Source organism: Pseudomonas sp. NPDC087029, from assembly GCF_044745345.1.
GTDB lineage: Bacteria > Pseudomonadota > Gammaproteobacteria > Pseudomonadales > Pseudomonadaceae > Aquipseudomonas > Aquipseudomonas faucium.
On the sequence record NZ_JBIVAB010000013.1, the window covers coordinates 125010 to 138854 of the forward strand.

Here is a 13845-nt window from a genome sequence, read left to right on the forward strand (position 1 = left end):
TGGAGCGATGATGCGGGGTGCGGGGGTTAGGAGAAATAAGTAAATATGTGCCCATAAACGTTAAAAAAGCTAAGGCTGACAAAAGGTTAAGGGACGAGTGGTTGCAAGGAGCGGGCCATCGGGCGGCAAGGCCCGAGCTTGGGCGGTTGGGGTGGGAATGGATCCAAACGGATGTGCCGGGATGGTGCGTGGTGCGCGATTGCGGGGCAGGGGAAATGGGTGTCTGTTGAGGCCCTGCCATGAGAAAACGGCTTGTCGGCGCTCGATCGGTAAAGTGTTCTATCGAATAGAAACTGCCCTCAATGCAGCCTTAGTTGATCTCGTAGGGCTATTGAAAGTCATGTCAGAGCTGCTGTTTGTACGATCTTTTTGTAGGCCTACAGCACCGTCAATGTAGGACGGTTCTCTATTTTTCCCAGCGTCTAGCTCACATCGGCAACGTGCGTCATGGTGCCTGACTTCCCGGTGTGGAGCGCCACGATGTTCAACTTGCCGCTATTTCATGATCGCCGGCCTGTCGCCTGCTCAATCTTTTTTCTGACCAGTTTCGCCGGCACATTGTTAGGTCAAACGAGTCACGCCAGCACTATCGAAGCCATTAATCACACCCACTGGGCGATCAACCGCTTCAGTGTGGATGGGCGTTCGGGTGTCGACATCATTGGGGCTTATCAAGGAGGGGGTGGAGGGTGTTGCTATATCGTCCCTGAGCGATGGCAGCAAGATATGAATGTTCGGATCGACTGGGAAACAGGAGTCTGGAGTTCAGCAGGCTTTCCGGGTTTCGCTGATGAATCGAAGTTTCAAGCTTGGGTTGACGCCGGTGAACTCCAAAAGCGGCAACACAGCAAGATTGTTTCAGTGCCTGACTACACCGGCGAAGGGGCCTGCGGCCTCACGGTTCATTTCCTGCCTTGTGATGAAGTTCAGGTCACTACTTCATGCCATGCCTACGGCAGCCCTGAGTACCCAGTCAAAGCACCTCTCCAACTGCCGGAGCCACCGTCATGCCCAAAATAAGCAAGTCTCCCGTCTGCTTCCCACCCTCGTTCCCGCTTGAAGGGCGCCTATCTCCAAGTGCTCGGCAGGTGAATCAGAACCTGCGCCAGCAAACCGAACTGGAGCGTAAGCTGCAGGATGACTTGTCGCTGGCTGCGGGCTTTCGAGTCATGCCCCCATGTTGCAAGACCTTGCATATCAGCTTGTTCTTCGACGGCACCGGCAACAACCTCAATCATGATCTGTACGAGTCGACAGTGGCGCATCCCACCAATATCGCTCGACTGTTTCGCGCCACCATTGGCGCCGGTCACGCTGGGGGCACCGCGCATAATCCCCTGGCAAGTGGGCTGACCGATGCCTCGGGTATTGGCTATGGCCAGTACTACAAGTACTACATGCCTGGAGTGGGGACGCCATTCCCAGAAGTTGGCGATCTGGACTACAACACGGCTGGCTTGGCGTTTGCGCAGGGCGGGGAGCGTCGGATCAACTGGGCGCTGCTGATGGTCATCGATGCCCTGCGCCGCTCGTTGAATCTGCCCAGGCTGGACAATGCCCAGCTGATGGCAGCGGTCGAAGCCATGGGGACCTGGCGCGGGACCGAATGGATCCTGGGGCGCAGCTACCGGCGCAAGGTGTTCCGCGAGCAGCTCAAGGCGATAGAGCAGCCCTTACGCCTTGCGCTGGCGCAGCCATCGCCGGGACATCCCAAGCTGGTGGGCATCAAGCTGTATGTCTACGGCTTCTCCCGGGGCGCCGCGGCGGCTCGGGCTTTCGTCAGCTGGTTGAACGAGCTGTTGGTGGCCGATGAGGCGGCGCCGGCACTGCCGATCGAAGGTTCCAGGCTGCCGGTCAGTGTGGATTACCTGGGCCTGCTGGATACCGTTGTATCGGTTGGCCTGGCCGATCTGGTACCGGTCGCCAATGGGCATATGGGGTGGGGGGATGGTAGCCAGGAGCTGCCCCGTGGGGCATTGGTCAAGCGGTGTCTGCATATCGTCGCCAGCCATGAGCAGCGGCTGAGTTTTCCGCTGGAGTCGATTCGACGGGAGGATGGGACTTATCCGGATAATAGTGTCGAGGTTATTTACCCGGGGGTGCATAGTGATCAGGGAGGAGGGTATGTACCTGGGGATCAGGGAAAGGCGTGGAGTCAGGACAACGAAGACGGAGATGGTCTTTTACTATCGCAAATCGCCTTGCAAGACATGTATGCAGATGCATATGCCCATGGTGCGCCTTTGAAGGTTCCTAATAGTGCGTTGAAAAGCGAGTATCATCATTGGAGGGCATTGGCACCAGAAGCAGCGCATGATTTGTTCGTATCACCGTTAATCATCAGTCGCTTCAATGCATGGCGTCAGTTAACTTTAGGGGCGCAACTTGAATCGAGGTTTTCGCTGTCCGAGCGATCTGAAAGTTATCAACCAGCGCCCGCGAAGATCTCCCTTGAAGATGCCTTGCGCACCCAGATGGATTGGCTAACCGCCTGGCGTATCGACCGTTACGCCTTCGAAAGCCTGAAAGACACTGATTTCTATCTCCGGGCAACGGATGAGCACGCGACCCCGGAGGCGCGTGCACGTGGCAAGGTCGACCGTGACAATAAACAAGCACAAGTCATGAATCGCCGTGCCCTCCAGCAAGACCGCGAACGCCGTGGGGCTCCGAAGTTACCCTCGGAGCCGGGCATCCCGTCCTACGACCCCGACAAGTCCAAGACCCAACTCCGTGAAGCCGCCCAGGAGTTCGGCCGAATCTACCGCAACCTGGAGAGTGACCCCTACCTGCTCTTTTTCAGGCGTGCAAACAAGGTTTATCGACCGGCCTTGATCATCTATTGGCTGAGCAGCTCGTCACTTGAGCAATGCCTTGCCGAGCACAAGCGGATGAAAGCGGGTGGCAGAGCCAAGGTCAGCCAATTGTTCCCACCACCCGCAGGCCAGCAGAACCACACCACGGAATCTCTGCGAGGCGAGGTGGACGAAGCGCGCAACCGTGATCAGCCTGCAGGGCTGCTGCGGGCATTGTTCGACGATCATGTTCACGATTCGCGCGCCTGGTTCCTCCATGCATCGCTCAACGACACCTACTTGAACATGGCCATTGCGGGCGGTCGCGAACCACTTGGCAGCTATTTCACTGAGCGCATGGTGTTTTTCGGTGATGCCAATCGCAGGGATTTGGCACTGATGACAGTGCCGGTCGAAGCGATTGATAGCGATGCATCCATAGCCCGTGCCGATATCAACCTGAATCCGCTGGACGCGGAACGCGCTGCACGAATCCAACGGGATATCGCCGATATGTGGGCCGCGCACTATGCCGAATCAGGGGGAGGCCACGATGGTCAAAGCTAATGCAAGCGTGAGGCTAACCTGGCTGACAGCACTGCTTTTGACCACCAATGTTTTGACTGTTTCGCATCTGCAGGCCAGCACTATTGAAGCGATTAACCACACCCATTGGGCGATCAATAGGTTCAGTGTGGATGGGCGCTCGGGTATCGACATCATCGGGGCATACCAAGGGGGCGGTGGGGGCTGTTGCTACATTGTCCCTGAGCATTGGAAGCCCGGCATGACTGTGCGTATCGACTGGGAAACTGGAGTGTGGAGTTGGGAAGGGTTTCCCGGTTATGCAGACCATGCGAAGTACCTTGCTTGGATTCGGGCAATTCGCGCCCAAAAACGTCAGCACAGCAAACTAGTTCCAGTGCCAGACTATACCGGCCAAAAAGTTTGCGGCCTCACAGTGCACTTCCTGCCCTGTGACGACGTACAGGTCACTACCTCCTGCTACGCCTACGGTAGCCCTGAATACCCGATCAAGGCCCCGCTAGAGATGCCGGAGTCGAAGTCATGCCCGAAATGAACAAGAGGCACGCTTGCTCCACAGTACCTGTATCAGATCAACCGATGTGCAAAACCGATGCAGTCATGTCGCTTACTGGGCGTGCAGCGCTGTTGCTCGCCTCTATCGTTTGGACTGTTTCGCATGTGCAGGCCAGCACTATCGAAGCGATTAACCACACCCACTGGGCGATCAATAGGTTCAGTGTGGATGGGCGCTCGGGTATCGACATCATCGGGGCATACCAAGGGGGCGGTGGGGGCTGTTGTTTCATCGCCCCTGAGCAGTGGTATCCAGGCATGAATGTGCAGATAGAATGTGAAACAGGAGTGTGGAGTTCTGCAGGTTTTCCGGGGTTTGCGGATCGCGAAAAATACTTTGCTTGGCGAGATGCTGCGAGAGCCCAAAAACGTCAGCACAGCAAACTAGTTCCAGTGCCAGACTATACCGGCCAAAAAGTTTGCGGCCTCACAGTGCACTTCCTGCCCTGTGACGACGTACAGGTCACTACCTCCTGCTACGCCTACGGTAGCCCTGAATACCCGATCAAGGCCCCGCTCGAAATGCCGGAGCCACGGTCTTGCCCCAAATGACAGCTCGCTCGTCACAACTGTTGGGACCGGTCGAAAAGCCTACATCGGCAGCATGCGGTCCTGAATCACCTCTTTCATCACCAGCGTCGAACTCAGCCGCTTCACATTGGGAATGCTGGTCAACTGCTCGTCATACAGCTTCTGAAACGCCGGCAAGTCCTTGGCCACCACATGCAGCAGGTAATCCGGGTCGCCAAACAGCCGCTGCGCCTCGACGATCTGCGGTATTGCGCTGACGGCCGCCTCGAAGTCCGCCACCGGCTGCCGGGTCACTTCGCGCAGGGTGACGAACACTAACGCGGCGAAATTGAGCCCCAGCGCGCTCGGCGCCAGGCGGGCGTGGTAGCCGAGGATGGCGCCGCTCTCTTCCAGCGCCTTGAGCCGCCGGTGGCACGGCGACAGGCTCAGGCCCACGCGGTCGGCCAACTCGGTCACCGACAGGCGACCATCTTTTTGCAGCTCGGCAAGGATCTTCCTGTCTGTGCGGTCCATTGGGGAGAATCTTCCAGTAAATAGAGGTTTCGGGGAAATATACGGAAGAAAATCCTCAGGCGAAATCTTTACGCTTTCCAGCAACCGCAAACCTTGTGAAGGAAGACGTGAAGTGGCGATCAGTGTGCTGACGGCGTTCTGGGCCGTGTCCTTGTTGTTCGTGATTACCCCCGGCGCCGACTGGGCCTACGCCATCTCGGCGGGCATGCGCGGGCGCTGGGTGATGCCGGCGGTGGCGGGGATGCTGTCGGGGCATTTTCTGGCCACCCTGGTGGTGGCGGCGGGGGTCGGCAGCCTGCTGGCCGGGCACCCGCTGGCGTTGACCTTGCTGACCCTGGCTGGCAGCACCTACCTGCTGTGGCTGGGCGGCAACCTGCTGCTGAGCCCGGCATTGCCCGAGGCGGGGCAGGGCGGTGCCGGGGAAACGGGGTCGCGCTGGGCCTTCAAGGGCTTTTGCGTCAGCGGGCTCAACCCCAAGGTGTTCTTGTTGTTCCTGGCCTTGCTGCCGCAGTTCACCGACCCGCAATCCAGCTGGCCGGTGCCGTTGCAGATCCTGTTGCTGGGGCTGGTGCACCTGTGCAGCTCGCTGGTGATCTATTCGCTGGTGGGCTATGGCGCCAAGGCGGTGCTCAGCACCCGGCCGGGGGCGGCGAAGCTGGTAGGCAGGGTGTCGGGGTTGGCGATGATACTGGTGGCCACGGGGTTGATCATCGGGCAAATGCGCTGACGGCAATCGCTCACCTACCCAGCACCTTGGCCAGCATCTGGCACACCTGCTCCGCCGAATAGGGTTTGGCCAGGAAGGCAAAGCCGTCGTGGCCGCCCTCGGCGATCGCCTCGCTGTAACCCGAGGTCAGGATCACCGGCAGCTGCGGCCGCTGGCGGCGCAGTTCGCGGGCCAGTGCCAGGCCGCCCATGCCCGGCATCACCACGTCGGAAAACACCGCATCGAATTCGCCCGCCGGGCCGGCCAACTGGGCCAGGGCGTCTTCGGCCGAGTGCGCCCAGCTGACCTGGTAGCCGTGATCTTGCAGGATGTGCGTGGTGAAGGTGCCCAGGTCGGGGTTGTCCTCCACCACCAATATCCGCCGCCGTGCACCTGCCGCATGGGGCGCGGCGGGCAGCGCAGCGCCAGCCTCGGCTGCGGCAGGCGGCGCCTCTTGCGGCAGGTACAGGGTGAAGGTGGTGCCCTGGCCCTCGACGCTGGCCACCTCGATGTCGCCGCCGGACTGCTTGGCGAAACCGAACACCTGGGACAGGCCCAGGCCGGTGCCCTCACCAGGCGCCTTGGTGGTGAAGAACGGATCGAAGATGCGTTCCAGCAGCCCGGCGGCGATACCCACGCCAGTGTCGGTCACCGAAATGGCGGCAAATACCCCGCCTGGCGCCGGCTGCCCGCGCAGGCCAGGCATGCGCTGGCCGGCCTGCAGGCGCAGGCGCAAGGTGCCTTCGCCGGCCATGGCATCGCGGCCATTGAGCATCAGGTTGATCACCGAGGTTTCGAGCTGGCCGAGGTCGGCGCGGATATGGCAAGGCTGCGTGGGCAGCTGCAGCTCCACCTGGATCCTCGCGCCGGTGGCGGTGTCGAGCATGTCGGCCATGGCCTGCAGGCGCGGCCCGGCCTCGAACACTTGCGGGCTCAAGGCCTGCTTGCGGGCGAAGGCGAGCAACTGGCCGGTCAGCTTGGCGCCGCGGTCGACGCTGTCGGCCATGGTCTTGAGGTAACGCTCGCGGCGGCCTTCGTCGAGGCCGGGGCGCTGCAGAAAGTGCAGCGACGAACGGATGATGGTCAGCAGGTTGTTGAAGTCATGGGCCACGCCGCCGGTCAACTGGCCGATGGCTTCGAGCTTCTGCGCCTGGCGCAGCACGGCTTCGGTGTGCAGCAGCTGGGTCGTGCGCTCTTCGACGCGCTGCTCCAGGGTGGCATTGAGCACTTCCAGGGCCGCCATCGCCTCGCGCACCTCGGCGTGGGCCTGCACCCGCTGGATATGCGACCAGCAACGCTCGGTCACTTCGCGGATCATGCGCAGCTCGTAGCCAGTCCACACCCGCGGCGCCTTGTCGTGGATGGCCATCAGCGCGGTCAGGCGCCCATCCTTGATCAGCGGCATGCAGATGGTCGCGGTAATGCCGATGGCCTGGAAGGTCGCGGCTTCTTCGCGGGGCAGTTCGCTGAGGTTGTCGTTGATCACCAGCGCCTCGCCCGCGCGCAGGCGGCTGACGGCCAGGCGGCCGAAATCGGCCAGGCGGTACTGCCCGATCAGCCGGGGCGAGCCAGGCGCCACCGCATCGCCGCAGATGTTGAAGCCATCCTGGTCGGCGTCCATCACTGCATAGGCGCAGCTGGACAGCTGCAGGTGCTCCACCAGCATGGCCGTGGTGATGGCCATGATCCGCTCGGGGTCGGTGGCGTTGGCCACTTCGCGGCTCAGGCTGTCGAGAAAGCTCAGGCGCTGGCTGTTGACCACGTTGGTGGTGGTTTCGGTGACCGTGTCGAGCATGCCCAGCACGCGGCCGTCGACGCCCCGTATCGGGCTGTAGCAGAAGGTGAAGTAGGCGCGTTCGGGGCCGCCGTTGCGGTCGATGACCAGCGGGAAGTCTTCGATGTACACCGCTTCGCCGGCCATGGCGCGCGCGGCCATCTCGGCGATTTCGCCCCAGGCTTCCTGCCACACGTCGCTGAACGGGCGGCCCAGGGCCAGCGGCTTGCGGCCCAGGATCGGGGTGAAGGCGTCGTTGTACAGGGTAATCAGCTCGGGGCCCCAGAGCACCGCCTGGGGGAAGCGCGAGCCCAGGCACAGGGCGACCGAAAGTTTCAGTGCGTCGGGCCAGGCCTCCAGGGGGCCAAGGGGGGTGTTGCTCCAATCGTGCTGGCGGATGCGCTCGGCCATCTGCCCGCCGCCCTCTAGCCATTTCGCCATGTGTTTTGCCATTCCTTTAGACCGGGATGACAAGGGTGCACTGAGAATGGCGAATTGGCGAGGGGATTGTGCCTGGCCTCATCGCCGGCAAGCCGGCTCCCACAGGTGATGCACAGGCCTGAGGGCAGTGGGTTACCTGTGGGAGCCGGCTTGCCGGCGATAGGGCCATCCCAGGCTCAGCGGATGAAATGCACCTTGCCGGTATCGTCGTTGCCCATGTAGATGCCATACACCCCCGCCTGGCGCTCGAGAATGTAGCGCTCGAGGATCTGCCGGATCGCCGGGTAGTAGATCTCGTCCCAAGGGATCTCATCGGGCGCGAAGAACTTGTAGGCCAGGGTTTCCGGCCCGTACTGCCCGGTCTCTTCGGTGGCGATGGCGCGGAAGATGATGTACACCTCGGAGATGGTCGGCACGCTGAAGATCGAATACGGCGAGACGATCTCTCCGCGCACGCCACTTTCCTCCCACACCTCGCGCAGGGCCGCCTGCTCGGTGGTTTCACCCGCTTCCATGAACCCGGCCGGCAAGGTCCAGGTGCCGGGGCGCGGCGGGATGGCGCGCTGGCACAGCAGGTACTTGCCCTCGCGCTCGATGATGCAGCCGGCGATGATCTTCGGGTTGATGTAGTGGATGTAGCCGCAGCCGGGGCAGTGCAGGCGCTCGTGGGTGTCGCCGGTGGGAACGCCCCGGGCCAGTTCCGTGGTGCAGTGCGGACAGTAGCGCGGGGCGGTGGGCATGTTCAGCGGCCTATGCGTGGTTCTTTGAGGACCAGGGGCTCGACGATTTCGCGCACCTTGGCGTTGTCGTCCTGCTTCTGGCGCAGGTAGTCCAGGGCCACCTTGGCGGCGGCGCGCACGTGATCGACCGAGGCCTGGTGGGCGGCCAGCGGGTCGCCGCTCTTGATCGCCTCGACGATCTTTTCCATTTCGCGGTTGCTGGCGCCGCGGCGGTTCTCCTGCGACACCGAGGTGGCGCGCAGGTAGCTGATGCGTGCCTGCAACTGGCGCAGCTGCTGCGCCGCGACCTGGTTGCCGGAGCCTTCCAGAAGCACGTCGTAGAAGCCCTGCACCGAATCCAGCACCTGTTGCAGCTCGCCTTCCTCGAGCGCCTCGCGGTTGACCTCCAGCGCCCGCTCCAGGGCGCGGATGTCCTTGGCCTTGGCGTTGAGGGTGAACAGCTGCACGATCAAACCTTCGAGCACGCAGCGCAGCTCGTAGATGTCGCGGGCATCTTCCAGGGTGATGATGGCCACGCGCGGGCCCTTGGCGTCGGCGAACTCCACCAGCCCTTCGGACTCCAGGTGGCGCAGGGCTTCGCGCACCGAGGTGCGGCTGACGCCGAGGCGGTCGCAGAGGTCGCGCTCGACCAGGCGGTCGCCCGGCAGCAGGTGGAAGTTCATGATCGCGCCCCGCAGCTTGTCGAGCACGATTTCACGCAGGGTAACGGGGTTACGGTTGACCTTGAAGCTGTCGTCGAGTGGCTGGCGTTTCATCAGGTGCGCTCTTTATGAGGCTGTTGCGCCAACATCACGGAGCACCCCGAACCTGGGCACTCCTTGCAGTGGTTCGAACAGCCCGTTGTTAACGGGTTGACTCCGTGTCGGCTTCGGCGAACGCTTCGCGGGCCAGGCGGAAACTGTCCACCGCCGCGGGCACGCCGCAATAAATACCGACCTGGAGCAGGATCTCGCGAATCTGTTCACGGCTCAGGCCATTACGCAATGCGCCGCGAATGTGCAATTTGAGCTCGTGGGGCCTGTTGAGCGCGGAAATCATTGCCAAGTTTATCATGCTGCGCTCTTTGAGCGACAAGCCTTCGCGGCCCCAGACGTGGCCCCAGCAGTACTCGGTGACCAGTTCCTGCAAGGGCTTGGTGAAGTCGTCGGCGTTCTGCATGGAGCGGTTGACGTAGTCCTCGCCCAGCACCTGGGTGCGGATCTTCAGGCCTTTTTCGTACTTTTCGTTGCTCATGGCATCGCTCCGAATAAAAACAGGGGCCGCAACCGAGTGGTGAGGGGTAGCGCGGCCCCTGGAAAGGGGGTGGCACGGGGCCGCTGCGCGGCCCGATCGCCGGCAAGCCGGCTCCCACAAAACCTGTAGGAGCCGGCTTGCCGGCGATTGGGCTGCAAAGCAGCCCCTCTCAACATCAACCCAAGGGCGGCAGGGCGCCCAGCTTGCCCTTGTGGTAGACCATCGGTGTCGCCGGGTCGGCCGGCAGCACCAGGTTCTTCACCGCCCCGACGATGATCGCGTGGTCACCGCCGTCGTACTCGCGCCACAGTTCGCACTCGATGATCGCCGTGGCCTTGGCCAGCAGCGGGTTGCCCAGCTCGCTCAGGTGCCAGTCGATGCCCTTGGCCTTGTCCTTGCCCTTGCCGGCGAAGGCATAGGCCTCGGCGGTCTGGTCGGCGGACAGCAGGTGGATGGCGAACTGCTTGCTGTCACGCAGGATCGGGTAGGTGTCGGAGGCGTAGTTGGGGCAGAACAGCACCAGCGCCGGCTCGATCGACAGCGCGCTGAAGGCGCTGGCGGTGATGCCGACGATGCCGCCGTCGGCGTCCAGGGTGGTGACCACCGTGACGCCGGACGGGAAGGAGCCCATCACGTCTTTGTAGATGCCGGGTTCGATCATCTTGTGCTACCTCTCAACGCATCACGAACGGGTCGGGCATCGGCGCGGTGGACAGGTTGATCCACACGGTCTTCAGCTCGGTATAGGCCAGCACCGAATCGATGCCGCTTTCACGGCCGTAGCCGCTGTTCTTGAAGCCGCCGATCGGCGCCATGGCCGACACTGCGCGGTAGGTGTTGACCCAGATGATCCCCGAGCGCACATCGCGGGCCAGGCGGTGGGCACGGCCCAGGTCGCGGGTCCAGATGCCGGCCGCCAGGCCGAACTGCGAATCGTTGGCCATGGCCAGGGCCTGCTCCTCGGTCTTGAAGCGGATCACCGCCGCGACCGGGCCGAACACTTCTTCCTGCATGATGCTCATCGAGTTGCTGTCACACTCGAACAGGGTCGGCTCGTAGAACCAGCCATCCCCTTCGACCTCGGCACGCTTGCCGCCCAGGTGCAGCTTGGCGCCTTCGGCCTTGGCCGCCGCCACCAGGCCTTCGACCACGGCCAGTTGCTGGGCGGTGGCCATCGGCCCCATTTCGCTGGCGTCGTCCTGCGGGTTGCCGATGCGGATGCGCTTGGCGCGCTCGATCAGGCGGGCGACGAACTCGTCGAAGATCTCGTCTTGCACCAGCAGGCGCGAGCCGGCCACGCAGCTCTGCCCGGAAGCGGCATAGATGCCGGCCACGGCGCCGTTGATGGCGCTGTCAAGGTCGGCGTCGGCGAAGATGATGTTCGGCGACTTGCCGCCCAGCTCCAGCGACAGCTTGGCGAAGTTCTCGGCGCTGCTGCGCACCACGTGGCGGGCGGTGGCGGCGCCGCCGGTGAAGGCGATCTTGCGCACCAGCGGGTGGCGGGTCAGGGCCGCGCCGGTGCTTGGGCCGTAGCCGGTGACCACGTTGACCACACCCGGCGGGAAGCCGGCTTCATGGGCCAGGCGCGCCAGTTCGAGGATGGTCGCCGAGGCATGTTCGGACGGCTTGAGCACGATGGTGTTGCCTGCCGCCAGGGCCGGGGCCAGCTTGATCGCGGTCAGGTACAGCGGGCTGTTCCAGGGGATGATCCCGGCTACCACGCCGATCGGTTCGTGCACCGTGTAGGCGAACAGGTCGGGCTTGTCCAGCGGCAGGGTGCCGCCTTCGAGCTTGTCGGCAAGGCCTGCGGTGTAGTGGAAGAACTCCGGCAGGTAACCGACCTGGCCGCGGGTTTCGCGGATCAGCTTGCCGTTGTCACGGCTTTCGAGCTGGGCCAGGTGTTCCTTGTTCTCGGCGATCAGGTCACCCAGGCGGCGCAGCAGCTTGCCGCGCGCGGTGGCGGTGATGCTGCGCCAGGCCGGGCTGTCGAAGGCGCGCTGGGCGGCCTGCACGGCCAGCTCGACGTCGGTTTCGTCGGCGTCGGGCAGTTGCGCCCAGGCCTGGGCGGTAGCCGGGTTGAGGCTGTCGAAGGTCTTGCCGCTGTGGGCATCGAGCCATTGGCCGTCGATGCACATCTGGAAACGAACGAGGGTCATGCAACAATCCCCTTGGCGGATTCGGTGAGGGTGCGGGCTTGGCTGAGGAAGTCCAGCAGCATCTTGTTGACTTCCCGTGGTGCCTCTACCGGCATCATATGCCGTTGCTCGGCCAGCACCACGCTCTGCGCGCCGGGAATGCTGGCGGCAAGCTGGCGGGTCATGGCCGGGGTGGAGCCGGCGTCGAGTTCGCCGGTGGCGATCAGCGTCGGCACCTGGATGCTGCCCAGGTCGCCTGCGCGGTACATGTCTTGGGTGGCGAACAGCGAATAGGTGGTGTGGTAGCCCTGCGGGTCGTTGCTTGCCAGCACCTGGCGGATCGCGGCGACCTGCGCGGGGTTGGCCGCCTTGTATTCACGGCTGAACCAGCGGTCCAGGGCGGCGTCGACGTTGGCGTCGGGGCCCTGTTCGGCCGCTTGCGCGGCGCGGGCGATCACCCCGGCGCTCTGCTCTGGCGTGCGGTTGAACACGCTGTTGAGCACCACCAGCGCAGCCAGGCGCTGTGGGTAGTGCAGGGCAAAGGCGCGTGCCACCAGGCCGCCCATGGAGAAGCCGATCACGGTGGCCTGGGCGATCTGCAGGTGGTCGAGCAGTTCAGCCAGTTGCGCGGCGTAGCCTTCCAGGCCGATGTCGGCCGCTGGCAAGGCGCTGTGGCCGTGGCCGAGCATGTCGTAGGCGATGACGCGGTAGTCGTTGGCCAGGCCCACGAACTGCCCGCCCCACATTTCCTTGTTCAGGCCCACGCCGTGGATCAGCACCACGGGTTGGCCCTGGCCCTGGACCAGGTAACTGGTGCCGGCCGGTGTACGTTCAGCGACAGGCTGAATCATGGAGGGCGCTCCTTGAAGGTCGGGCGTGGCGCTTGCACGCAACGCCCCGGCCCGTCTTGGTTGTTGTTATTGAGCGTTGGCCTTTTCGGCCGCCAGTTCTTCCAGGTCGATGTAGCGGTTGCCGATGCGCGGGTGCAGGCGGCCGCCGTCGGCAGCGCCCAGTACCACGACGATTTCGTCGGCACGCGGGGCGTCTTCGATCTGCATTTCCAGGGTGATGTAGTGCGAGCGCAGGCCTTCGTCGTCCTTCTGCATCATCGGGATCTGGATCGAGGTGCCCGGGCCGCCGCGCTTGTTGGTGAAGCTCAGGTAGCTCTTGGCCTGCACGGCTTCGCGGTAGTGGTTGCCGAAACGCAGGGTGTGGATCACGGCGGAGGCGTGCTCGATTTCGCCATCGGCGCCGACCACGGCTGCCTTGCCATAGGCTTCGATCTTGTCGGCACCGCCGATGGCGGCGGTCAGGCGCTCGACCATCAGGGCACCGAGCTCGGAGCAGTTGGCGCGGATTTCCGGCTTCAGATCTTCAACGAAACCGCGACCGGCCCATGGGTTCTTGATCACGACGGCCAGGCCGACCATGGTCACCGGCTTGTCGGTGGCCTTGCCGCCTTCGATGCGGGTCTCTTCGGAGTAGGTGACGATCTTGCGGATTTCGAAACTCATGGGGGGCTCCTGGTGAGGGTTATCAGCTCTTGTTGTCTGATGGTATACCATAATATTTGTTGTGCAAGAGGGGGGCTGAAATTTCTCTTGGGAGGGGGACGAAAGGTGGGGAGTGCAGGGCTTGAGAGATGTGTCGCTCTTGAGATCCAGCGCCGCCCGTGCGGCGCATCGCGGATAAATCCGCTCCTACATTTGTTGCAACGTGCCACGGTCTGTCAGGCCATGGTTGTCCGCTTTTGGCACCCGCCGAGAAATCGCGTCGTGCCACCAAGGCTGACAACCATGGCCTATCAGGCTTAGGCACGTTGCAACAAATGTAGGAGCGGATTTATCCGCGATGCGCCGCGCGGGCGGCGCTCGAT

At 63.0% G+C, this 13845-nt stretch carries 14 protein-coding genes; 5 read left to right on the top strand and 9 right to left on the bottom strand.

Annotated elements, in window-relative coordinates; all coding sequences use genetic code 11:
• The first annotated feature begins 480 nt into the window (after positions 1-480).
• From ACIPG5_RS19720 to ACIPG5_RS19735, 4 genes are all read left to right on the top strand, one after another.
• Positions 481-1020 (top strand): DUF3304 domain-containing protein, encoded by a 540-nt coding sequence (locus ACIPG5_RS19720; protein ID WP_314616087.1) that lies wholly within the window; start codon positions 481-483, stop codon positions 1018-1020.
• Positions 1021-1088: 68 nt separating this feature from the next.
• On the top strand, positions 1089-3362 hold the full coding sequence (locus ACIPG5_RS19725) for a T6SS phospholipase effector Tle1-like catalytic domain-containing protein (protein WP_401377359.1): 2274 nt from the start codon (positions 1089-1091) through the stop codon (positions 3360-3362).
• Positions 3349-3876 (top strand): DUF3304 domain-containing protein, encoded by a 528-nt coding sequence (locus ACIPG5_RS19730; protein WP_401377362.1) that lies wholly within the window; start codon positions 3349-3351, stop codon positions 3874-3876. Before ACIPG5_RS19725 ends, ACIPG5_RS19730 begins: the two co-directional genes overlap by 14 nt.
• A 65-nt stretch (positions 3877-3941) precedes the next feature.
• Entirely contained in the window at positions 3942-4448 is a 507-nt protein-coding gene (locus ACIPG5_RS19735) for a DUF3304 domain-containing protein (RefSeq protein ID WP_401377428.1), read from the top strand.
• Between the two features lie 39 nt (positions 4449-4487).
• Here ACIPG5_RS19735 and ACIPG5_RS19740 read toward each other — a convergent pair whose 3' ends face one another.
• A complete protein-coding gene (locus ACIPG5_RS19740; protein WP_236235686.1) occupies positions 4488-4940 on the bottom strand; it encodes an Lrp/AsnC family transcriptional regulator in 453 nt (150 codons plus the stop codon).
• A 112-nt stretch (positions 4941-5052) separates the two neighbouring features.
• Between ACIPG5_RS19740 and ACIPG5_RS19745 the strand changes: the two genes are divergently transcribed.
• On the top strand, positions 5053-5667 hold the full coding sequence (locus ACIPG5_RS19745) for a LysE family translocator (RefSeq protein ID WP_401377365.1): 615 nt from the start codon (positions 5053-5055) through the stop codon (positions 5665-5667).
• A 10-nt stretch (positions 5668-5677) separates the two neighbouring features.
• Here ACIPG5_RS19745 and ACIPG5_RS19750 read toward each other — a convergent pair whose 3' ends face one another.
• From ACIPG5_RS19750 to ACIPG5_RS19785, 8 genes are all read right to left on the bottom strand, one after another.
• Positions 5678-7861 carry a response regulator gene (locus tag ACIPG5_RS19750; protein WP_401377368.1) on the bottom strand — a complete coding sequence of 728 codons (2184 nt, stop codon included), beginning with the start codon at positions 7859-7861 and terminating at the stop codon, positions 5678-5680.
• A 176-nt stretch (positions 7862-8037) separates the two neighbouring features.
• Positions 8038-8601, bottom strand: coding sequence for an NUDIX hydrolase (locus ACIPG5_RS19755; RefSeq protein ID WP_176514949.1), 564 nt, complete (start codon positions 8599-8601; stop codon positions 8038-8040).
• A gap of 2 nt (positions 8602-8603) precedes the next feature.
• Positions 8604-9356, bottom strand: coding sequence for a GntR family transcriptional regulator (locus ACIPG5_RS19760; RefSeq protein ID WP_176514947.1), 753 nt, complete (start codon positions 9354-9356; stop codon positions 8604-8606).
• Positions 9357-9444: 88 nt separating this feature from the next.
• Positions 9445-9834, bottom strand: coding sequence for a carboxymuconolactone decarboxylase family protein (locus tag ACIPG5_RS19765; RefSeq protein WP_176514945.1), 390 nt, complete (start codon positions 9832-9834; stop codon positions 9445-9447).
• 175 nt (positions 9835-10009) lie between these two features.
• Positions 10010-10495, bottom strand: coding sequence for a flavin reductase family protein (locus ACIPG5_RS19770; protein WP_176514943.1), 486 nt, complete (start codon positions 10493-10495; stop codon positions 10010-10012).
• 13 nt (positions 10496-10508) lie between these two features.
• Complete coding sequence (locus tag ACIPG5_RS19775) at positions 10509-11990, bottom strand: aldehyde dehydrogenase (protein WP_401377373.1); 1482 nt, start codon at positions 11988-11990, stop codon at positions 10509-10511.
• Positions 11987-12820 (bottom strand): alpha/beta fold hydrolase, encoded by an 834-nt coding sequence (locus tag ACIPG5_RS19780; RefSeq protein ID WP_236235691.1) that lies wholly within the window; start codon positions 12818-12820, stop codon positions 11987-11989. The genes ACIPG5_RS19775 and ACIPG5_RS19780 overlap by 4 nt, the downstream gene beginning before the upstream one ends.
• Positions 12821-12886: 66 nt before the next feature.
• Complete coding sequence (locus tag ACIPG5_RS19785; RefSeq protein WP_003256068.1) at positions 12887-13483, bottom strand: amino acid synthesis family protein; 597 nt, start codon at positions 13481-13483, stop codon at positions 12887-12889.
• Positions 13484-13845 lie beyond the last annotated feature (362 nt).